Below are 20,219 nucleotides of genomic sequence, written 5' to 3'. Positions count from 1 at the left end.
TTTTATTTCGATTAGGCGCTAATATCTCATTGAACTTATATCGGAGAGCAATGAATGCGGCGGGAAGATCTTGGTGACCTGATGGCCTTCCTCACCGTGGCCGAAGAACAGAGTTTCACGAAAGCAGCGGCTCGTCTCGGAACATCGCAATCCTCCCTCAGCCTGATCATACGACGGCTGGAGGAACGGCTCGGTCTTCGTCTCCTGACCCGAACCACCCGTAGCCTCGCCCCGACGCCGGCAGGGGAGCAACTTCTTTCGACCCTGGGACCCGCCTTGGGGAATATCGATGCGCAACTCTCGGCGCTGACCGAGTTTCGCGACAAACCTGCGGGCAACTTCCGCATCACCGCCGGGCAACATGCCATCGATACCCTGATCTGGCCGAAGCTATCGAAATTCCTTTGGGACTATCCCGATATAAAGGTCGAGCTCGTGGCAGAATCCGCCCTGACGGATATCGTCGCGGAACGCTTCGACGCCGGCGTTAGGCTCGGCGATCAGGTTGAAAAAGACATGATTGCAGTAGCCGTAGGACCGATGGCTCGGATGATTGCCGTAGCGGCGCCCGCCTGTTTCGACCAGCTCGCTCCCCCCTCGACTCCGCAAGAGCTAACGGCCCATCGTTGCATCAATCTTCGTCTGCCGAGCTATGGCGGCTTTTACGCGTGGGAATTTGAAAAGGATGGTCAAGAGCTGCGGGTTCGTGTGGACGGACAGGTCGCGTTCAACGCCGTTCCCCAGACCGTGATCGGAGCCTTGGACGGCTATGGTATCGCGTATCTTCACGAGGACGCGGTTCGTGAGCATTTGGACAGCGGCCGGCTCGTGCAGATACTGGCAGACTGGACTCCACCGTTTGCGGGGTACCATCTGTACTATCCGTCGCGACGCCATCCATCCCCGGCATTTTCCATGCTGGTCGATGCTCTCAGGCACCATCCGGTAGCATGACTGCTTCGGGCTTATGAAGTGGCGAGGGATGGCGCCTAGCTCAGATGTGCCGATCAGCGTTTGAGATGTGCATTAAAGAAGCCTTCAAGCTCCCGGAAATACTCCTTTGCCTCATGCATGTCCGGCGAGAACAGATATTGTGCGTGAGAAAGGCCCTCGAAAACAACCAGATCAGCGACCGCGCCGGATTCCCGAAGCTTGCGATGAACACGGACTGTATTGCTCAAAAACAGGTCGCGTGTGCCTGTGACCAGGATTGTCGGTGGGAAACCCCGATAGTCGCCGTAGATCGGCGATAGGTATGGGTCCTTCATGTAGTGGCCGCCCGCATACAGCTTCGCCGCGTCGCCCAGCCACCCTTCGTAGCGAACGAGCACATTATCGACACTGTCATTGCTAAAATAACTGTCGCCGATTTTTTCGAGGTCAGCCCAAGGCGTGCCAGCGGCGATCGCTCCAGGAAGCGGCAGACCCTCCGCTTTGGCGCGAAGCACCAGCGCCAGGGTCATGGCCCCGCCCGTCGAGGTTCCAAACACGCCAATCCTGGATGCATCGTTCGTCGCCAAGACACCTTTATAAACTGCAAAGGCATCATCCATCGCCGCGGGATAAGGAAAGTCGGGCGGCATCCGGTAGTCGACGGAAATCACCCGCACATGACCCAGACCGGCCATCATGATCGCTTCGCCCGTTCCGGCCTCGCCGGGATTAAGGACGTATCCGCCGCCGTGAAAATGAATGAGGACGCGATCGCGGTTTTCCGGTGAGACGTCCTTGGGAACGATCGTAAAGACATTGACGCCGGCAATCTTACTCGCCTCGACGGTCACGCCCATCTTCTCGCGCAAAGCAGGCAGCACTGCGCTTGCCTTCTCTGCACCTTGCGCAATCCATGATTTCCAGTCGTCAGCCGTCGCCGGATGGTCGTTCCATGTGGCCATCGAACCGGTCTGGATGAGCGCGCGAAGCTCGGGACTTGCAGCCTGTGGGAGAGGGAGCTGACGCACCGGCACGTCGCGTATCTCCTGCGCCAAAACAGGCGGCGCGAGCATCAAGCTGGCGATAATATATAGAATTGGCCTCATGGCGTGCATCTTGAACTCCAACTGCAGGGACGATGGGTCATTGGCGGGTTCGTGGTTCACGGCGAACATCAGTGGACGAGATGTTGGCGCTGTGCCTCGAATGTTGAGCACGGGCCAGATGAGACGCGGCTATCATAAGGGGCCTCAAGGGGAAGAGGGGACCGAGTTCGAAGCGCTGCCTACAGTCAGAGCCTCCCAATTCTGGTGCGCAAACTTCAGTTTTTCGCCGTTGTCGAGAGAGAGCCCTTCGACGAACAGCCGGGCGTCGTTTCCTGGACGATATTGGTAGGGATAGTCAGTGGAGAACAAGATCCGATCGACGCCGACCGCATCAACGGCCTGGCGCAGATAGGCCTCATTATACATGCCGCTTGGGGTCAGATAGAGGTTGTTGCGTACGTAATGAATGAAGGGATGCTTCAATCCCGACACGCGATCGAGCATCACAAGGCGCTCGAGATAAAAGATGACAAGCTCGCCCCAGTGGCCAAGGATCACCTGTAGGTTGGGATGCCGGTCGAAGACGCCGGCCAGAACGATGCGAACGAACTGCATGCCGGCTTCATAATGCCAACCAAGTCCGAACGTCGAAAGCGCGAGGTCGACCGGCGCGCCGAAGCCTGAGTAATAGGCTTCGCGAACACTCGATTGAGGGATTTGGGGGTGAATGAGCAGCGGGACACCGAGTTCGGCGGCGACGGCAAATGTCGGCCCGAAGATCGGATGATCCATGCTTTTTTCTCCGACCCGGCCATACAGAATGGCTCCTTTACACCCGAGGTGCTCGACGCTTCGCTGCAATTCCCTCGCAGCGGCATCAGCGTCCGCAGATGGCAGCACAGACAGCGCCTGGAAGCGGGACGGATAGGTCGCGACGGTCTCGGCGAGCATATCGTTCGTACGACGCGCGAGATCGATGCCGTGATCACCGAGATTGTTGAGACCGGGCGTCGTGAGGGAGAGCACCTGCACATCGACCCCGGTCTCATCCATGAGCGCCAGCCGCTTTTCGCCAAGATCGGCGAGGCGTTCTTCGATGACGCCACGGTTCAGCGCTAAGGTTCCGTCGTCGGCGCCAGGGGTCGTGCTCCAGGCGTTTTTCACGTCATTTGGCAGCACATGCTCTTCTATGGCGATAATCTTCATAGTCGGCTCCAATTGCTTTCGACGCCATTTTGCCAGGCGCGACGTTGGGGCGGCGACAAGCGAGCAGTGCCGCCCCCACTATTTGAACACTCGGCCGATCAGCTTTTGGCCGCGAGCTTATCGACGATTGCCTTGCCGACGCCATGCGCCGATGCTGGATTTTGGCCCGTGATCAGGCGACCATCGGTTACGACATTCTCCGACCAGTTCGGCGCCGGCTGGTGTAGCGCGCCGCGGTCCTTGAGGGTTGATGCCAGCAGATATGGCACAACCTTGTCGTATTTAACCTCCGCCTCCTCTGCATCGGTGAAGGCAGCAAGCTTCTTGCTGGCCACGAGATAGCTGCCGTCGGACAGCTTCGCGTTCACCAGCGCGGCCGGGCCGTGGCAAACCGCGGAAACGATGCCGCCGGCTTCCCATATTTCGCGGATGACCGTCTGTACGGCCGGGTCGTCTGCGAAATCCCACATTGTGCCATGGCCCCCGGCAAAGAACACCGCCGAGTACCGCGCTGGATCGAGATCCGCGAGAACCAGCGAGTGGGCGAGCGCGTCGCGAAACGCCTTGTCCTTCCAGAAGCGGTCGTTGACTGGATCGGAAAGGTCGAAGAAGTCGATCGGCGGATGTCCGCCGCGAATGGAGGCGATCTCCACCGGGATGCCCGCAGCCTCGAACACTTCGAGCGGATGGGTGAGCTCCACCATTGCAAAACCGGTCGGCTCGCCGGTGTCGCCGCGGATCGGGTGGCTGGTGACCACACAAAGGATGGGCTTGATGTTATTTGCCATTGTCTTGGCTCCTCATGATTTGAGCGAGGCCATGTCGATGACGAAGCGATATTTGACGTCGCTCTTCAACATGCGCTCGTAGGCTTCGTTGATCTGTTGGATGGGGATAATCTCGACGTCGGAAACGATGCCGTGCTGACCACAAAAATCCAGCATCTGCTGGGTCTCCGGCACGCCACCGATGAACGACCCGGAGATCGCTCGACGACCTTGCACAACAGAACCCGCCCTGACCGGAGTTGCCAAAGGCCCCATATAGCCCACGAGGACAAGCACGCCCTCGAGCGCAAGAGTGGTCATGTAAGGATTGACGTCGTGATCGTAGGGAACGGTATCAATGATGACGTCGAACCGCCCTGCCACCGACTTCATTTGCTCGGGATCTCCCGAAAGCACGACATGATCGGCGCCGAGACTGAAAGCGTCTTCTTCCTTGCCGGCTGAGCGGGTGAACAGCGTGACGTCCGCGCCGAGCGCCTTGGCAAGCTTCAACGCCATGTGGCCGAGACCGCCCAGACCGATCACCGCGACCTTGCTGCTCGCTCCCACTTTCCAGCGATGAAGCGGAGACCAGGTCGTAATGCCGGCACACAGAAGCGGTGCCGCACCCGCCGGATCCAGCCCATCCGGCAGCTGTAATACGAACTTGTCACGCACGGTGATGGAATCCGAGTAGCCGCCAAAGGTGACGCTGCCGTCTCGCCGGTCGATGCTGTTGTAGGTGAACGTCGCGCCTTCGACACAGTCCTGCTCCCAGCCCTTCAGACATGGTTTGCACTGCTGGCAGGAATCGACCATGCAGCCGACGCCGACCATATCCCCTGCCTTGAAACGGGATACGTCCGTTCCGACCTCGCGCACCCGGCCGACAATCTCGTGGCCGGGAACGATCGGATAGGTCGTGAAACCGCCGTGGTTCCTGGCCAAGTGCAGGTCAGTGTGGCAGACGCCGCAATATAGGATGTCGATGACGACCTCATCCAGCCTTGGAGCACGCCGTTCGAAGGCGAAGCTTTCTAAGGGGGCAGTGGCCGATCGAGCGGCGAAGCCAAGTGCATTCATGGTGGTTTCTCCGTATTGGTCATGCCTGTTCTGCAGGCGCTCTTGCCCAGGTCATGCCAAGGCAGCGTGACCTGGGCGAAAGGTGCGAGCTGGAATCAGACGTTGCCGGGTACGAAAAGGGCTTCCCAGTGGAAGGGGCCGAGCGGGATGACCTCCCAGCCGATGAGGCCGGCCTTGGCGAGTGGGAAGTCCGCAAGCGCCGCCTTGGCTGCCTCTACGGACTCAGCTTCCGCGATGATCGCGACGCCTGGACGGTCCTGGCGGAAGTAGATGTCGCGGATGACGCCATCCTTGTACATCTTCCAGGAGTGCCGGACTTCATCCAGCATATGCGGTTGGTATTTCTCAAGGCTGGCGCCGGGCTGCGGAATATCAAGGCAAAGCAGTTTCATCTCAAGGATCCTTTTGTGTGTTATGCGGACTGGGTGGGTGTAAATCGCCGCGTGATCTCGGCCACGCGGCGGCCAAGATAGCGCGCGGTCCGAAGGTCGCACTCTGGCGGCGCTACATCCGGTGCCTGGTCAATGTTGGCGTGGGTCATCACCCCGAGCCAGCTCCCAAGTCGATTGAGGTCGTCCGGGCTCGATGTGCTGCTATTGTTTCCTGGCATCAGGTCGAGACCGACCCAGATCATGCCGTGCTGGGCGGCGAACAGCGCCATGGAGACAAGCGAATTCAGCTTGTCTCCATGCTGAGCGCCGGAATTGGTGAAGCCGGCGCTGATCTTGTTGCGCCATTTGAGCTCAGTCCAGGCGGCCTTGGTGGACTCCTCGAAGAACTGCTTGAGCCGGGCGCTGATCATCCCATTGTAAGTCGGTGAGCCGAAGACGATCGCATCGCTCTTCTCAAGAGCTTCCCAGTCGATCGGCCCATCGGCGACGGCGATCAGCTCTGCCTGAACATTGTCCACGTCTCTGGCACCCTCGGCGACCGCCTGGGCAACACGCGCCGTGTGTCCATATCCACTGTCAAATACGATCGAAACCAGCAATTGTCCGTCCTTTTGATGATGAATGCCCGCGCTCTGACGCGATCGCCGATCTTGGGCGGTTCAAACTTGTTTACCGACAGAGGTTTCTATCGTAGAATTTACGTCAGCAGTGGCGATAGTTTTTCCGTTATATGCTTCCCCGCATTCTACATCAGAGGCTGTAATGGTTGGTTCAAAGTCGGTTCGCGATAGATTTGACGGTATCGAAGTATTCGTCGAGGCGGCCGAGGCAGGCAGCTTCGCCAAGGCGGCAGACCGGCTGTCGCTGACACGCTCGGCGGTCGGCAAGTCAATCGCGCGACTGGAGGAACGGCTCGGTGTCCGCCTTTTTCAACGGACGACCAAAATGCAGTGCCTCACCGAAGACGGTCAGCAATATTATGAGCGGTGTCTGCGCGCCATTGAAGAACTGCGTGCAGGAGAAGCGATGCTGGAGACCGGCCGTCAGGAGGTCGCCGGTCGGCTCAGGGTGTCGGCTTCGGTCCTATTCGGGCGCTATTGCGTCGCCCCCATCTTGCGGTCCTATGCTCGTCAACATCCCCGACTTGAACTCGAACTGAGTTTCAGTGACCGCCAGATCGACCTGATCGCCGATGGCTTTGATTTGGCGATACGGAACGGTGCGCTGGGTCAATCATCAGCCTTACGAGGACGCAGGTTGGGCAGCCAGCGCAAAGTCCTGTGCGCGTCGCCAAGCTATATCGCGACAAGAGGCGAGCCTCGTTCAATCAAGGACCTTACCAATCACGACCTGCTGGTCTACTGGAGAGGCGATCATGGGTTGGCTTGGCAACTACCCGACCAAACGGGCACAATCATAGACGTTGCGGTAACCGCGCGACTGCGTTTCGACGATCTCGAGGTGATAGCGGATGCCGCCGTCGAAGGCATGGGCCTTTGCTGGCTGCCGTACTGGCTTCTTCGCGATCGGATACGGCAGGGTGAGTTGGTAGAGCTTTGGGCAGATCGCCCGAGCGCCTCAATGGAATTCTACGCTGTCTGGCCCGCAGCCCAGCATCTGCCGCTTCGCTCCAGGCTGGCAATCGATGTGCTCGCCGCCGAACTCCCCAAAAGCTTTGAAGGCTAGGACTGAATTGCGGGCCATTGTCCCAGGCGCAGGCCAACATTGCCATGAAGCTGACGGCGCAGAAGACGCCGAGGCGCAACGGCCGGCCTGTGTTGATCGGTTGGCACAAGCGGCGTGTCAAGAATGCGAGATATGCCTGGGGAAACGGCAAACACGACCCAATTGTACATTCCTGCAACGTCTGATAAAAAATTCTCGTCGAAAGAGTGCTGACCGGATGGTAGCCCGGTCGCCGTCTTAGCGGACGGCAACTCTTCCCTTTGGGGTATCCGCGACACCTGGACCGGCTTGCCGGTTGCAAAGGTGTGTCCGCCGATAACCCCAAGTCATAATGGGCGCACCTTCTCAATTCGTTAGAAGGATGTACGACTTTGAAACTTACAGGAAACACAATACTCATCACTGGCGGCGCAACGGGCATCGGCTTCGCGCTCGCGCGGCGCTTTTCCGAGAACGGCAATCAGGTCATTATCTGCGGCAGAAGCCAATCCGCGCTGGAGAAGGCGAAAGCCGAGGTGCCGGCAATAGTGACGCGCGTTTGCGACGTAGCCGACACAGATAGCCGTCGCGCGATGGTCGAATGGCTGAAAGCCGAATACCCGACCCTGAATGTGGTCATAAACAATGCAGGTATTCAGGCGCGGCGTGACTTCACCGCCGATCCGGAGATCGCGACGCTCGACCAGGAAGTTGCGATCAATCTCACGGCCCCCATCCATCTGATCGCAGAGCTGTTACCGACATTGAGACAGCAGGGGCAGGGGTTTATCATCAACGTCAGCTCCGGTCTGGCTTTCTCGCCGATGGCAGATGTCCCTGTTTACTGCGCGACAAAGGCTGCCTTACATTCCTTCACGCTCAGCCTCCGCCACCAGTTGAAATCGACAGGCATCCGGGTGGTGGAAGTCGCCCCACCGATTGTCGATACCGGGCTCGGTGGCAATACTCGCAGCGGAGGGACAGCCAATCAAATGATGGTGACCCCGGAAGAGTTTGCCATCGAGGCGCTCGCGCAGCTTGAAGCGGACAAGGACGAGGTGCTGGTCGGCGTTTCCGCCAAGACACGCGAGCTGGGCGAAGCCATGTTCGAGCGCATGAACAGCCGCGCCTAAAGCATTGCGGATTGCCGTGATTTTCGCGGCAATCCTCTTAGGCTCTGGAAGAGTATGGTGCCAGAAACTGTCACGCAGATGTGCATAGTGGTTTTCGACCAGAGCGAGATTCTCCATCAAGTTTGCCGGGTTTGCCGCGATCTCGACGCGAAGGATGCTGGCGCGCAGGTAGGCCACGCGGCGGCAAGGAGATCGCGTTAGTTGCTCGATCAGGCCTTGGCATCACAAGTATCGGAGCGCCTGCCTAACTCCGAAAAAGGAAAACATATGAAAGCCGTTAAATTCAACGAATATGGTGGCACCGATGTCCTGCGGGTCGTTGAGGTGGAGGCGCCGCACGCAGGCCCCGGTCAGGTGCGCATCGCGGTGCGGGCCGCAGGGGTCAATCCGATCGACTGGAAGCTGCGGGCAGGATATGTTCGCGATTTCATGCCACTTACCTTTCCCGCCGGCGTTGGTTCCGAAGCGGCGGGTATCGTCGACGAGGTCGGTGTTGGCGTCTCGGGCGTCGCCATCGGTGATGCCGTTTTCGGTTACGGGCAGAATACGGTGGCCGAACAGGCGGTGTTGAGGGCCTGGGCACGCATACCGGACAACATGCCGGTCGAGGTGGCCGGTGGCCTACCGGTCATCGTTGAGACGGCCACGCGCATCCTCGACCACGTTAACCTTAAGGCCGGTGAGACGCTGCTGATAACAGGTGCCGCCGGTGGAGTAGGAACCGCCGCCATCCAGTTGGCTCGCCACCGTGGCGCTCTTGTGATCGGTACGGCGAGCGAGCCGAAGCATGATTACATCCGCGAGCTAGGTGCTATCCCGACGACCTACGAACCTGGGCTGGCCGCAAGGGTACGCGAACTGGCGCCGCAGGGCGTGGATGCGGCGCTCGACCTTGCCGGTGCCGGCGTCATCCCGGAGCTGGTCGAGATTGTCGGCGATCCTGCGCGCGTCGTTTCCATTTCCGACGTCACGGCCCCGCAACATGGCGCGACCTTCTCGGGGCGGTCGGCCGATCACCCCGAGCACGCCTTTGCCGAGGCAGCGCGGTTGTATGGCGAAGGCGCATTTCATCTCCACATCGAGCGGACCTTCCCGATCGAGCAAATCGCCCTGGCGCAGGAGGTTAGCGCTGCGGGGAGGGTGACCGGCAAGCTCGTCATCACAGTGGGCTGACCCGACCTTCCGGCCCGCGTGATGGGTACGCCCGCGGGTCGGAAGGCTCAGTTTTACAGGCCGCTGACTGGCTACCGATCGCTCGATACGGCGGAAAAAACGACAGTTGCAACGAAGAAATCTCATTTTCTAAGGATCTAGAACCATGTCTAGCGTCGAGCCACTCGACCCGTCATTCCCGTTAACCCGCCAGATGGAAGTCGACGCGGCCCCCATCGTGTTGGTCAATCTTTGCACCATGGCGCCCGAAGACGAAGCAGCGTTCTTGGCTGCCTGGGCCGCTGATGCCACCTTCATGAAGAGCCAGCCCGGCTTTATCTCGACGCAGCTCCACCGCGCGCTAGGAGATAGCCCAACCTACCTCAACTATGCGGTCTTTGAATCGGCAGCGGCGTGGCGCGCGGCCTTCAGGCATCCCGATTTTCGGGAGGCGACCAAGGCGCATCCGGCGTCGGCGGTCTTTCGTCCCCATCTCTTTCAGAAGGTCGCTGTGCCGAACCTGTGCACCGCATAGCGGGGCCACGATTCCCGAGTTCCCTGGTCGACAATACGCAAGCGCTGCCGACAACACGCTCATTGCCCACGTCAAGGCAACGCCGCCGCCTTGACGAGTATGAGTGGCGGCCGATTGCGGCAAACCCAAACTTTCATCCCAAGTGGGCCAGCCGCATCAACCTCGGCTGGCCCACCATGCGGCCAAGTCGAACAGGCGTCGGTGAACTCGGCGCTTATCTGTACCTCCTTGCAGCCGACATCTGCTCCGGAACTTTGCATTTGATCGTTCAGAAAGAATGGTGACAGAAACTGTCCCCATGCTGGTTTATGTACGTTTGCAATTGCAGAGAGAGACGTCGAACCCTCTCTCGTACAACGCCAGAAAGGATCTGAAAGCATGTCCAGACTTATATCAATCGACGCTTCTTCAGTCGCTTGCCAGAAGGCGGCGCGACCTCGCCTCTTTGACAAAGCATCCGTTTTTGAATTTGCTTGGCTTGAGGCACTCTGATGAAAAGAATTCAATATAGCAGATATGGCGGCCCGGAGTTGATGCGGGTTGAGGACTTCGAGTTGCCCGCGGTCGGAAAAGGTGAGGTTGCCGTGCGGGTCAAGTTCGCGGCGATCAATCCTATCGACTGGAAGCTCCGTGCAGGCCAAATGAAGATCGTCACCGGCAAAACCTTTCCCCGCGCCATGGGAATGGACTTCTCGGGGATAGTCACTGCGATTGGCTCCGACGTTACACGGCTTAAGATCGGTGACGCAGTGTTCGGTCTTGCTAAGTTCAAGGAAAGCGGTGCGTTCGGGCAAGCCGTGGTGACAAAAGATATGTTCCTGGCTCGAAAGCCGGATAATGTTTCTTTCGAGGATGCCGCATGCCTTGGCACACCAGGCGTCACGGCTTGGAACGGGCTTATCGATAAGGCAAAGCTGCGGCCTGGCCAGCATGTGTTTATCAACGGCTGCGCCGGTGCTGTCGGCGAAGCAGCCGTGCAGATCGCCCAGCTCTTTGGCGCCACTGTTTCGGGGAGTTGCAGCGCGCACGACATGGAGCGTGCCAGATCGCTTGGCGTAAAGTCGGTCTATGACTATCGTACCACCGATCTGTCCAAGATTGCTGATCGCTTCGACGTCGTCTACGATACGGCGGCGACGCTGACACTTTCCGACGGAATGAGTATGCTGAGCAAAGGAGGCGTATTCCTAGATTTGAACCCTGGGCTCGGCAAGTTCATTCGCGCAGCCTTTGATCGCCGGCTAAAGCCCATCATTGGTACTCCCCGGGCCGAAATCCTGGAAAAAGTTGCCGAAGCTGCTAGCGCAGGCAAGTTCAAGATCCCAATTGGAGAAATTGTGTCACTGAGCAGCGCGATCCCACTTATTGGCGAGCTTGAGAGAGGCCGCAAACTAGGTGGCAAGGGCGTCATGGCAATGGAGTAGAAATGGCAAGAAGTCATCGACTGTTTGACCTGATGCAAGTCCTTCGCAGACATCGCGCGACGGTGTCGGGGCAAACGCTTGCCAACGAACTCGGCGTGTCTCTGCGCACCATACGCAGAGACGTCGCCACCCTGCAGGATATGGGCGCCGACATTGATGGTGAGGCAGGTGTCGGCTATATCTTGCAGCCCGGCTTCCTTCTCCCACCGCTGTCGTTCACGGACGAGGAAGTCCAGGCGCTCGTGATCGGTGCCCAGTGGGTTAGTCGCCAGACGGACGATTCGCTGGCCTTCGCCGTGAAGAACGCGCTGGCCAAAATCAATGCTGTTCTTCCACCTGACATGCGATCCGGTCTCAACGAAGATATGATCTATGTCGGGCATCCCCTGAAAGGGGGCGGCCCGCTGGATCTAAGCGAGATCCGCAGGTCACTGCGAGAGCAGCGCAAGCTGCGCATCACGCTATCTCTGAAACATCTCAACCTGGGAAAGGAGATCGTCTGGCCCATCATGCTGGGGTTCATAGATTCAAAACGTTTTATCGCGGCCTGGTGTGAACTGGACGAAAAGTTTCGTGTAATCGGATTGGAAGATATCGAAACTGCGGAGGTCCTGGTCGAGCGATATTCACGAAACCGCCGCCAGCTCGTAAAGGAATGGCGCGCACACGAGATAAGGCCCTGCAACAGCGAAGGCGAAGTTTGTTGAGCCTAATTTCTATCGCCGACGTATCGCCGAACTAAATAATCTCCGATGGGCCGCTTCCGGGATCTCACCCGCAGCGGAACACGCGCCGCTTCTTTAATGTCGTCGGTCTGATCAACCCTCTGGAAACGGAAACGCGTAGAGAAAAGCCGGGACGAACGGCGGATTATCTCAATCGTTCGAAGAATGGCCGACGGTATTCGGCGATGCAAAGATGATGACGGCGCTCCTCGACCGCCTGACCCATCACTGCGAGATCGTCGAGACCGGAAATGAATCTTGGCGCTCCAAGAACCGCTCTCAGAGCTAAAGGCCAAGCGCTGATCTACCGTAAATGGGGCGCAAACTTGGATAGGCAAAAGGGTCAATGTTCAGTACTGATTGACAATCCGCTCTGCTGGCGCTGCAGATGGATTTCTACAATCGCACCGCCGCCCGTCCGGTTCGCAAGCTCTAGATGTCCTCCATGAGCGATTGCTATCGCCCGCACCACTGAGAGCCCCAGCCCTGTTCCGCCAGTTGCGCGCGAACGCGACGGATCGCCCCGCCAAAAGGGGTTGATCGCCACCGCCTGCATGTCCTCCGGAAAGCCCGGGCCACGGTCGAGAACGCGGATGACGACGTTCCCATCCGCCAGTTGCTCCGTTTCGCAACGCAGCCGACCGCCGCTTGCTGCATAGCGGCAGGCGTTTTCCAAAAGGGCCAGCACAGCCTGACGGATACGGGACGAGTCCGCGGATATCCAGGCCGGCTGAAGATCGGTCTCGACTTGAAACTTGGATGCGTCGATTAGGGGTTTCGCCGATGCAAGAATGGCATTGACGACCTCGGCAACATCGAGCCTTTGACGCTGCATCACGAGTTTCTGGTCTATTGCCAGTGAAAGCGTGCGCAAATCCTCGACAATTCTTCCCAGGCCTTCGACTTGAAGCAAAAGATTGGAAATGGTCTTCCGCCTCATGGGGAAGACACCGTCGAGCATGCCCTGCAACGACCCCCGTAGAATCGTCAGCGGCGTGCGCAGTTCATGCGCGACCGCCATATTATTGAAACGCAATCTTTCTTCCATCGTCTCAAGACCCGTGGCAAGAGCATTGAAGCTCTCCACAAGGCTGGATACTTCACGGGTCCCGTTGAGAGACGCGGCGACCCGCACTGAAAAATCCCCCGTTTCCAGGGCTTTGGCGGCGGATGTAAGCTCTTCCAAGGGACTTGCGATCCGTCGTACCAGATATGTCCCGATGATGGCGCATGTCAGAGCGGAAAACAGGCTGGAAATCACTATGGAAAGCTGAATTCTCAGATCCGTCTGCGTTTCGATATGATCGAGCAGAATCTTGAGCGCATCTCTGTCATGAACGGCACCCTCGTTCAAATCCCGAAAGGCGGCCTCGGCACTCGGCGGCAGGTTGTCGGTTGCACCTTGCTCGATATAGGAGGCATACCAGCCGACCCCTAGACCAGTCATGCCGACGCTGAGAACGAGCATGGTTGCAATTACAGTCGCGGTGACCGTGGCCAATGAAAAGTTGGAAAATCTGGGCATATTCACTCGGGATCGAAGAAACGGTAGCCAACTCCGCGTACCGCAGGGAAAAAGCCTTTCTGCCCCATATCCTCCAGCTTGCGTCGAAGATTGGAAATATGCATGTCCACAGTGCGAACCAGGGCATCGCTGTCAGGCAGGCAGGCGTCGAGAATATCGGACCGCGCAAAAACCTGGCCCGGATGGCGGATCATATGGGCGAGAATTCGGAACTCGCTTAACGTCAGAGACAGTGGCACGCGCTTCCCGTCCATGTCGACGACGGCGGTGTAGCTGCCGAAATTCACTTCCAAGGCGCGAAACCGTTGGATTGTATCCTGTCTTTCTCCCAGGGTCCGGCGCAGAACCGCCCTGACCCGGGCAACGACTTCCTGCGGGTTAAACGGTTTGACGACATAGTCGTCGGCGCCAAGACGCAGGCCGCTCAAGCGGTCGAGGTCATCGGCGATGGCCGTCACCATAATGACAGGCGTAGAACTGGTCTGACGCAGGCGGCTCAAAACGGCGAAACCGTCGAGTTTCGGGATACGCACATCCAGTAGCACGATATCAGGCTTCAGTTGAGCATGATGCTGAAGGGCGGTTTCGCCGTCGCTGGCCCGGACGGTTCGAAAGCCATCTCGCGACAGATACCCTTCGAGTATTTCCGCGATTGCCGGTTCATCCTCAACGATCAGAACGAGACTGTTGTCCACGCTAATTCCCTGCAATTCTTTCGTCTGCCTCCGTTTCGACGCCGAAGGCAAAATTATGATGGACAACGAGGACGTCTGCAAATTCCAAACCGCGCTGCCACGACAATACCACCGTTTCCGGACAATATCTTGATCTCGTCTTGACCATTCCTTGATCGTCTCGCCGCAAACCGTTGGTATCGGAACTTTCGGAGACATCGGCATGCGACTTGCATTTGATTACTTGAACTCGGTCCTCGTCGAGGAGCAGCGGCCAGCCGCGCCGAGGGTCGCACGGTTCGGCTCAATGAGAAGCTTACTGGGTGCAACATCCGGAATATGGCCGACAAGATCTCCGCGCGTGAACATCAAGCAAAAGTGGAAGAGAGCTATGCTATTTTCGACGGCGACCGCATTCTTTGGAGCGGCATCCTTTTATGTCGCGCCTGAGAGCGTCGGGGCCGCAGCCGCCGAGCGACCGAAGTCGATATCGGTGATTGCGTTTCCGAGCCCCCACAACTGGCCGATCTGGGCAGCGCAAGAGAAAGGCTATTTCGATCGCAGCGGTATCGCGGTGACGCTGACGCCGACGCCGAACTCGGAGTTCCTGATGACCGGCCTTATCGACGGCAGGTTCGACATCGCCATGGCAGGGATCGACAATGTGATCGCTTATATGGAAGGGCAGGGCGAAGCGCCGACAAAAGAGAAGCCCGACATCTTTGCCTTCATGGGCGCCGGCAACCACGGCTTTCTGCAGTTCGTAACTGTGCCGGAGGTGAAGAGCTATGCGGATCTCAAGGGAAAGCAGCTCTCCGTTGACGCCGTCACGACCGGCTATGCGTTCGTACTGCGTAAGATGCTGGAGAAAGGCGGGCTCAAGTTCTCCGATGTGGAATTCGTCAGCGTCGGCGGGTTGCAGGAGCGTTTCCAGGCGCTAATGGCGAAACAACAGTCAGGCACTCTCCTGATCTCGCCAATGCATGCGGCCGCGCAAGCCAGAGGCTTCAATCGGCTGGCCGATGCTGACGATGTTCTTGACCGCTATCAGGGCACGGCTTTCTCCGTACGTCGAAGCTGGGCGAAAGACAATGAGGCGGCACTCGTCGGCTATATACGCGCATATCTTACCGCTCTCGACTGGCTCTATGATCCGGCCAACAAGGCTGAGGCTATCGCAATCCTGCGCAGGAATATGCCGAATATCTCGGAGACGTTTGCCGACGCGACCTACCAAATCCTCCTGCACCCCGAAAAGGGGATCAACCGAACAGGTGACCTCGACATCGCGGGAATAAAAACCGTGCTGGCCTTGCGGAGCGAGTATGGGGAGCCGCGCAAGACGCTGACGGACGTCGAGAAATACTACGACCTTCAATACCTGGAAAAGGCTGCTGGCCTGCCAAGGCAGCCAACGAACCCGTAGACGGAATTACAAGGGTGCAAAGCGTCATCGCGCATGGCTGCGGCCGCGGAATCGCGCGTGCCAGCATCTGCGTCGTTATTTGAACACTATAGAGCTGAAAACAATGGCCATTTACACGACACCTTCTGATCGTCCTTTCAAGCAAAAGTCGCGAATCTGGGCGCTTTGGGCACTCACTGCCGCGTTTATCACTTTCCACCTCGTCGCCGGACCGGTCTTCCCCCTCGGAGGCCTCGCTCTGACGCTGATCGCCCAGATTGGAACATTATTGATTGCGTTTGGCGTCATGGGGCGGATCTGGTCGATCGTCTATGTTGGCGGCCTGAAAAATTTGGAGCTTGTGACCGAGGGGCCATATTCGGTCACCCGCAATCCTCTTTATCTCTTTTCCCTGATTACGATCAGCGGCGTCTGCCTGGTGTTTGGAAGCCTGCTTGCCACGGCGATTTTCACGCCGCTCGCCTACATCGTGTTCAGATATACGGCGAAGCGGGAAGCACTGTATTTGGCGCATCTGTTCGGCGAACAATACGCAGAATATGCCCGTCGCACACCATTGTTCTGGCCCGATGTCTCAATGTTCAAGTGGGGACAGGCTCACGCCATTTCTCGAAAAGCGCTGCTGGCGACGGTCCGAGACGCTCTTTTCATTTTGGCCATGATTCCCTTTTCCGAATTGGTCGAATATCTCCGCGAAAGCGGTCTTCTTCCGATGTCGATTATCCTTCCCTAAACGCAATCAGGCGGATCGCCACGCTATCTAAGCGCCGCATCTCAAGGCGTATCGCGGATGTGCGACGTCTTTCTCCTTCGCCTGGCCGTGCAAGCTTTTGCGCCCAGGTGTCCCCCAAACCGCTTCTTTGTCCCATCAGGAGTTTCTCATGTCGGTAAATTTTCTGGGTTTTTCCCGTACTGCTTTGGTTGCGCTAACGGCTATCGCGGCTGGCTGCGCTAGCACCGATCCGGTGGCCTACCAAGGCATCGCCTCTTCCAGACAACTATCTGTAAACACCCACAACAAGGATGGAAAAGTTCCGCTGCTCTATTCCGGTGGCGGTGTGAATTTCAGGGCCTACTCCGCAGTGATCGTCGAGCCTGTCCAAATTTACAGAGATCGCGACCACCACTTTGTCAATATAAACGACAAAGACAAGATCGCTCTTGCTTCCTATATGAAAGACACATTCGAAAATCGGTTGAAGTCAAAATACACGCTGACCTCAATACCAGGTCCTGCCACGCTAAGGCTCAGACTCACATTGACAGGCGCGAAGTCGAGTGCTCCGGTTCTCTCCACGGCAGCAAAACTTATGCCCCTCGGGCTGGCGGTCAACAGCGTTCAGGCGGCCCGTGGAAAAGAAGGGACACTCAGCGGTTCCATTAATTACTATGTCGAGTTATACGACAGCGCCACCAACAAACTCCTCTTAGCCTACGTTTCGAAGCAGTATCCTGGTGCGCTCAATGTGGGCGCAAGCCTGGGACCGCTGGGGGCGTCAAAAGTCGGAATCCAAAAGGGTGCCGATGATCTCATTGTAAAACTGCATCCCACTGTCGCTGCTTCGCTTCATTGATCACCGTTCGGTGCTTGTTGCGCGCCGGACGGCTTCGTTGGCCCAGGTCACGCAGGCGACCAGCGCTTGTGATCAGGAGATCGAACTCAATGAATAGAATACGATTTATTTTAAAAGGGTCGTGACATGAGCTTCTTGTGGCGGACCTTTCTGCCTTTCATTGGTCTTCTCCTATTCGTTGAGCAAGGCGCCGCCGACAATTTGGTCAAGGAAGAGAAGTTGTCGCTACCGATTCAGGTCGGATCCAATGCCGTACAGCTCGAAGCGCTTGTGGTTCGGCCAGTTGATGGCGACAAGTTTCCGCTTGTGCTGATCGTCAACGGCTCCGCAGGCGCCTCTCCATCCGACATGCATCCGGACTGGATGGCGCAAATGGCGCATGATTTTGCACATCGAGGCTGGATTGCCGCATCGATCGTGTGGCCGGGCTACGGTGGGTCCACCGGAGCCTTTATGAACGAGGCCGGGGATTGTTCAAAGCCAAACGTTTCCATGTTTCTCAATGCGCACGGCGATGAGCTTGCCGCGGCTTTGGCAAGGTTGCATACACGCACTGATGTCGACCCGTCCGTAACATTGGGTGTGGGTGTATCGATCGGCGGTGCGTCGATGCTGGACCTTGCTGGGCGCTCGAACAGACCATTGACGGCTGTCGTCAATATTTCTGGAGGCGTCTATCACTACGCCAAGGTGGGCGTGCCTGCTTCTGATTGCTCCTTGTTCCAAGCGGATCTTGTGCGAAACTTTACCGATTTCGGACGCAACAATCCAACGCCGACGCTTTGGCTCTATGCCGCTAACGATCCATACTTCGGACCCGATCTCGCCCGGCGGCTTTTGGCCGGATACCGTTTGGAAGGTGGAAGGGTGGATTTCGTGGGGCTTCCGCCCTTCGAAAACGATGGGCACACCTTGTACAAGCAGGAGGCAAGCGTGCTGACCAAGCCCAGAATTGACGATTTTCTGCGGCGCAATCATCTACCTGCGATGAATGATGACGAATTCGCACCGCTCCTTGCCATGCTGACGCCTGCGGATCGATCGAGTGCTGAGCAATACTCAAAAAGTGCGACTGAGAAAGCAATTGCTGTGGCAGACAATGCGAGCGGTCTCTATTGGCGCTACGGCGCCCGATCCATCGAGGATGCTCGCCAGCAGGCATTGGCCAGCTGTCAAAAGAAAAGCGGCAAGACATGCCACATCCTCGCAGAAAACACGCATTTGGTGGACGATTGGCGCAATAAAGTCCCCATTACAGCTCGATAATGAGCAACGTCGTTATGGGGATTAACGTAGGCGTTGAGCCCTTCTCCGCTGAACCGGTCGGCGAGGTGACGTTTCGATAGTGTTGTCCCCCGCCTTCCTCGGATCTCGGAACCAACCACAAAACCGCTCCTACTCGGCGAGTTCGCGCATGACCCTGATGAGGTCGGGCTTGCCCTCGAAGCCGATGCCCGGCAGCTCCGGCATGGTGATATGTCCGTCGACGACCTTCACGCCATCCGGGAAGCCGCCATAGGGCTGGAACAGGTCCGGGTAGCTTTCATTGCCGCCGAGACCGAGTCCTGCCGCAATGTTGAGGGACATCTGGTGGCCGCCATGCGGAATGCAGCGAGAAGGCGACCAGCCAAACTGGCGCAGGACGTCGAGGGTCCGAAGGTATTCGACGAGGCCATAGGACAAGGCGCAGTCAAACTGCAGATAGTCCCGGTCGGCACGCATACCGCCATAACGCAGCAGGTTGCGGGCATCCTGGTGGGAGAACAGGTTCTCGCCGGTTGCCATCGGGGCGTCGTAAAACTCGGAAATCGCCGCCTGTAGGGCGTAATCGAGCGGATCTCCGATTTCCTCGTACCAGAAGAGCGGGTAGTCGCGCAGCATCTTGGCATAGGCGATGCCGGTCTCAAGATCGAAGCGACCGTTGGCATCCACCGCCAGCCGGGCTTGCGAGCCGATCTCTTCGAGGACAGATTCGATGCGACCGCGATCCTCATCGATTGACGCCCCGCCGATCTTCATCTTCACAACGTTATAGCCACGGTCGAGATAGCTGCGCATCTCCTTGCGAAGCGCACTGTTGTCCTTACCCGGATAATAGTAACCGCCGGCCGCATAGACGAAGACCTTCGGATTGGCCTCACGTCCCTTCATCTCGGCCAGCATGCGAAAGAGCGGCTTGCCCTCGATCTTGGCAACTGCATCCCAGATCGCCATGTCGAGGGTGCCGACGGCGACCGACCGCTCGCCATGCCCGCCGGGCTTCTCGTTCATCATCATCGTCGCCCAGATTTTGTGCGGATCGAGATTGGTGCCGGCGTCATTCATCAGGCTTTCCGGAGAGGCCTCGAGGATACGGTCCTTGAAGCGTTCGCGGATCAAGCCACCCTGGCCATAACGACCGTTCGAGTTGAAGCCGTAGCCGACAACACGGCGGCCGTCCCGGACGACGTCGGTGACGACGGCGACCAGGCTGGCCGTCATTTTGCTGAAGTCGATATAGGCATTACGGATGGGCGAAGCGATTGGCTTCGTAACTTCGCAAACATCAACGATACGCATAGTATTCTCCGTTCGGTACGTGTTCGATTTACTTGTGATCAGGACGCCAGTTCGGCGGGTGACGCGGTGATGTCTAGGGGACGCTCGCCGGGATGCTCGGCGATGACAGCGTTGACCGTCTCCTGGTCGAGAGCGCCTTCCCATTTCGCGATTGCGATGATACCGATCCCGATGCCGATCAACACCTGTATGTAAAGCTGACTCAACAGGCGCCTAGCCATTGGTCTCTCCTCCCTGTTTAAATAGGTTCCTCCGTACAGGGGCATGTCATAGGGATAAGGGAGGCTCCTCGTCCAATGCCGATACGGGTTCTATTGGTGCCGTTTTGGCATAGCGAAAACTGAACTTTGCTCTCTGGCGCCAGCATTCATCTTGATTTCGTGGGGGAACTGGATGTATC

At 57.8% G+C, this 20,219-nt stretch carries 21 protein-coding genes and 1 pseudogene; 12 read left to right on the top strand and 10 right to left on the bottom strand.

Annotation, left to right across the window (positions count from 1 at the left end):
* The first annotated feature begins 54 nt into the window (after positions 1 to 54).
* On the top strand, positions 55 to 954 hold the full coding sequence (locus HB780_RS22865) for a LysR substrate-binding domain-containing protein (RefSeq protein ID WP_183696948.1): 900 nt from the start codon (positions 55 to 57) through the stop codon (positions 952 to 954).
* Positions 955 to 1,007: 53 nt separating this feature from the next.
* Here the strand turns inward: HB780_RS22865 and HB780_RS22860 are convergent, their stop codons facing one another.
* The 6 genes from HB780_RS22860 to HB780_RS22835 form a co-directional block, all read right to left on the bottom strand.
* Entirely contained in the window at positions 1,008 to 2,099 is a 1,092-nt protein-coding gene (locus tag HB780_RS22860) for an alpha/beta hydrolase (RefSeq protein WP_286203171.1), read from the bottom strand.
* An 84-nt stretch (positions 2,100 to 2,183) separates the two neighbouring features.
* On the bottom strand, positions 2,184 to 3,185 hold the full coding sequence (locus tag HB780_RS22855) for an amidohydrolase family protein (RefSeq protein WP_183696945.1): 1,002 nt from the start codon (positions 3,183 to 3,185) through the stop codon (positions 2,184 to 2,186).
* Between the two features lie 98 nt (positions 3,186 to 3,283).
* Positions 3,284 to 3,973, bottom strand: coding sequence for a type 1 glutamine amidotransferase domain-containing protein (locus HB780_RS22850; RefSeq protein WP_183696942.1), 690 nt, complete (start codon positions 3,971 to 3,973; stop codon positions 3,284 to 3,286).
* Between the two features lie 12 nt (positions 3,974 to 3,985).
* Positions 3,986 to 5,035, bottom strand: coding sequence for an NAD(P)-dependent alcohol dehydrogenase (locus tag HB780_RS22845; protein ID WP_183696939.1), 1,050 nt, complete (start codon positions 5,033 to 5,035; stop codon positions 3,986 to 3,988).
* Between the two features lie 95 nt (positions 5,036 to 5,130).
* Positions 5,131 to 5,427 carry a YciI family protein gene (locus HB780_RS22840; protein WP_183696936.1) on the bottom strand — a complete coding sequence of 99 codons (297 nt, stop codon included), beginning with the start codon at positions 5,425 to 5,427 and terminating at the stop codon, positions 5,131 to 5,133.
* Positions 5,428 to 5,447: 20 nt separating this feature from the next.
* The gene (locus HB780_RS22835) at positions 5,448 to 6,026 is read right to left on the bottom strand and encodes a flavodoxin family protein (RefSeq protein ID WP_183696933.1); all 579 of its coding nucleotides are present in this window, start codon (positions 6,024 to 6,026) and stop codon (positions 5,448 to 5,450) included.
* A gap of 163 nt (positions 6,027 to 6,189) precedes the next feature.
* On the opposite strand from HB780_RS22835, the gene HB780_RS22830 reads away from it, so the two are divergent.
* The 7 genes and pseudogenes from HB780_RS22830 to HB780_RS22800 all read left to right on the top strand — a co-directional run.
* Positions 6,190 to 7,113: a LysR family transcriptional regulator gene (locus tag HB780_RS22830; protein ID WP_183696930.1), complete on the top strand. Its 924-nt coding sequence runs from the start codon at positions 6,190 to 6,192 to the stop codon at positions 7,111 to 7,113.
* Positions 7,114 to 7,484: 371 nt separating this feature from the next.
* Positions 7,485 to 8,225, top strand: a complete 741-nt coding sequence (locus HB780_RS22825; protein ID WP_183696928.1) for an SDR family oxidoreductase — start codon at positions 7,485 to 7,487, stop codon at positions 8,223 to 8,225.
* Positions 8,226 to 8,492: 267 nt separating this feature from the next.
* Positions 8,493 to 9,398: an NADP-dependent oxidoreductase gene (locus HB780_RS22820; protein WP_183696925.1), complete on the top strand. Its 906-nt coding sequence runs from the start codon at positions 8,493 to 8,495 to the stop codon at positions 9,396 to 9,398.
* A 145-nt stretch (positions 9,399 to 9,543) separates the two neighbouring features.
* Positions 9,544 to 9,912 carry an antibiotic biosynthesis monooxygenase family protein gene (locus HB780_RS22815; protein WP_174075835.1) on the top strand — a complete coding sequence of 123 codons (369 nt, stop codon included), beginning with the start codon at positions 9,544 to 9,546 and terminating at the stop codon, positions 9,910 to 9,912.
* Between the two features lie 491 nt (positions 9,913 to 10,403).
* Positions 10,404 to 11,336, top strand: coding sequence for an NAD(P)-dependent alcohol dehydrogenase (locus HB780_RS22810; RefSeq protein ID WP_183696922.1), 933 nt, complete (start codon positions 10,404 to 10,406; stop codon positions 11,334 to 11,336).
* 2 nt (positions 11,337 to 11,338) lie between these two features.
* Positions 11,339 to 12,043, top strand: a complete 705-nt coding sequence (locus tag HB780_RS22805) for a helix-turn-helix transcriptional regulator (protein ID WP_183696918.1) — start codon at positions 11,339 to 11,341, stop codon at positions 12,041 to 12,043.
* 86 nt (positions 12,044 to 12,129) lie between these two features.
* Positions 12,130 to 12,350: pseudogene (locus HB780_RS22800) on the top strand (ATP-binding protein); the annotation flags it as partial.
* A gap of 54 nt (positions 12,351 to 12,404) precedes the next feature.
* Here HB780_RS22800 and HB780_RS22795 read toward each other — a convergent pair.
* A complete protein-coding gene (locus HB780_RS22795) occupies positions 12,405 to 13,562 on the bottom strand; it encodes an ATP-binding protein (protein ID WP_286203170.1) in 1,158 nt (385 codons plus the stop codon).
* 26 nt (positions 13,563 to 13,588) lie between these two features.
* Positions 13,589 to 14,281 (bottom strand): response regulator, encoded by a 693-nt coding sequence (locus HB780_RS22790; RefSeq protein WP_183697394.1) that lies wholly within the window; start codon positions 14,279 to 14,281, stop codon positions 13,589 to 13,591.
* A 370-nt stretch (positions 14,282 to 14,651) separates the two neighbouring features.
* On the opposite strand from HB780_RS22790, the gene HB780_RS22785 reads away from it, so the two are divergent.
* The 4 genes from HB780_RS22785 to HB780_RS22770 all read left to right on the top strand — a co-directional run bounded on the left by HB780_RS22785 (position 14,652) and on the right by HB780_RS22770 (position 18,526).
* The gene (locus tag HB780_RS22785; protein ID WP_210334185.1) at positions 14,652 to 15,686 is read left to right on the top strand and encodes an ABC transporter substrate-binding protein; all 1,035 of its coding nucleotides are present in this window, start codon (positions 14,652 to 14,654) and stop codon (positions 15,684 to 15,686) included.
* Positions 15,687 to 15,789: 103 nt separating this feature from the next.
* On the top strand, positions 15,790 to 16,419 hold the full coding sequence (locus tag HB780_RS22780; RefSeq protein WP_183696910.1) for a methyltransferase family protein: 630 nt from the start codon (positions 15,790 to 15,792) through the stop codon (positions 16,417 to 16,419).
* A 148-nt stretch (positions 16,420 to 16,567) separates the two neighbouring features.
* Positions 16,568 to 17,260, top strand: a complete 693-nt coding sequence (locus HB780_RS22775) for a DUF3313 domain-containing protein (protein WP_183696907.1) — start codon at positions 16,568 to 16,570, stop codon at positions 17,258 to 17,260.
* Between the two features lie 126 nt (positions 17,261 to 17,386).
* Positions 17,387 to 18,526, top strand: a complete 1,140-nt coding sequence (locus tag HB780_RS22770) for a hypothetical protein (protein ID WP_183696904.1) — start codon at positions 17,387 to 17,389, stop codon at positions 18,524 to 18,526.
* 129 nt (positions 18,527 to 18,655) lie between these two features.
* Here HB780_RS22770 and HB780_RS22765 read toward each other — a convergent pair whose 3' ends face one another.
* Both HB780_RS22765 and HB780_RS22760 read right to left on the bottom strand, forming a co-directional pair.
* Positions 18,656 to 19,819: a mandelate racemase/muconate lactonizing enzyme family protein gene (locus HB780_RS22765; protein ID WP_183696901.1), complete on the bottom strand. Its 1,164-nt coding sequence runs from the start codon at positions 19,817 to 19,819 to the stop codon at positions 18,656 to 18,658.
* 38 nt (positions 19,820 to 19,857) lie between these two features.
* Positions 19,858 to 20,040: a hypothetical protein gene (locus HB780_RS22760; protein WP_183696898.1), complete on the bottom strand. Its 183-nt coding sequence runs from the start codon at positions 20,038 to 20,040 to the stop codon at positions 19,858 to 19,860.
* Between the last annotated feature and the right edge of the window lie 179 nt (positions 20,041 to 20,219).

Source organism: Rhizobium lusitanum, assembly GCF_014189535.1.
Classification (GTDB): domain Bacteria; phylum Pseudomonadota; class Alphaproteobacteria; order Rhizobiales; family Rhizobiaceae; genus Rhizobium; species Rhizobium lusitanum_C.
Note: the sequence above shows the minus strand (reverse complement) of the source record. Positions and strands in the feature narration are given on the sequence as shown.

Bases quoted from the DNA above. Each gene is read 5' to 3' on its own strand.
- HB780_RS22865 (WP_183696948.1), top strand. From the start codon at position 55: ATGCGGCGGGAAGATCTTGGTGACCTGATGGCCTTCCTCACCGTGGCC.
- HB780_RS22855 (WP_183696945.1), bottom strand. From the start codon at position 3,185: ATGAAGATTATCGCCATAGAAGAGCATGTGCTGCCAAATGACGTGAAA.
- HB780_RS22850 (WP_183696942.1), bottom strand. From the start codon at position 3,973: ATGGCAAATAACATCAAGCCCATCCTTTGTGTGGTCACCAGCCACCCG.
- HB780_RS22845 (WP_183696939.1), bottom strand. From the start codon at position 5,035: ATGAATGCACTTGGCTTCGCCGCTCGATCGGCCACTGCCCCCTTAGAA.
- HB780_RS22840 (WP_183696936.1), bottom strand. From the start codon at position 5,427: ATGAAACTGCTTTGCCTTGATATTCCGCAGCCCGGCGCCAGCCTTGAG.
- HB780_RS22830 (WP_183696930.1), top strand. From the start codon at position 6,190: ATGGTTGGTTCAAAGTCGGTTCGCGATAGATTTGACGGTATCGAAGTA.
- HB780_RS22820 (WP_183696925.1), top strand. From the start codon at position 8,493: ATGAAAGCCGTTAAATTCAACGAATATGGTGGCACCGATGTCCTGCGG.
- HB780_RS22815 (WP_174075835.1), top strand. From the start codon at position 9,544: ATGTCTAGCGTCGAGCCACTCGACCCGTCATTCCCGTTAACCCGCCAG.
- HB780_RS22810 (WP_183696922.1), top strand. From the start codon at position 10,404: ATGAAAAGAATTCAATATAGCAGATATGGCGGCCCGGAGTTGATGCGG.
- HB780_RS22805 (WP_183696918.1), top strand. From the start codon at position 11,339: ATGGCAAGAAGTCATCGACTGTTTGACCTGATGCAAGTCCTTCGCAGA.
- HB780_RS22785 (WP_210334185.1), top strand. From the start codon at position 14,652: ATGCTATTTTCGACGGCGACCGCATTCTTTGGAGCGGCATCCTTTTAT.
- HB780_RS22780 (WP_183696910.1), top strand. From the start codon at position 15,790: ATGGCCATTTACACGACACCTTCTGATCGTCCTTTCAAGCAAAAGTCG.
- HB780_RS22775 (WP_183696907.1), top strand. From the start codon at position 16,568: ATGTCGGTAAATTTTCTGGGTTTTTCCCGTACTGCTTTGGTTGCGCTA.
- HB780_RS22770 (WP_183696904.1), top strand. From the start codon at position 17,387: ATGAGCTTCTTGTGGCGGACCTTTCTGCCTTTCATTGGTCTTCTCCTA.
- HB780_RS22765 (WP_183696901.1), bottom strand. From the start codon at position 19,819: ATGCGTATCGTTGATGTTTGCGAAGTTACGAAGCCAATCGCTTCGCCC.
- HB780_RS22760 (WP_183696898.1), bottom strand. From the start codon at position 20,040: ATGGCTAGGCGCCTGTTGAGTCAGCTTTACATACAGGTGTTGATCGGC.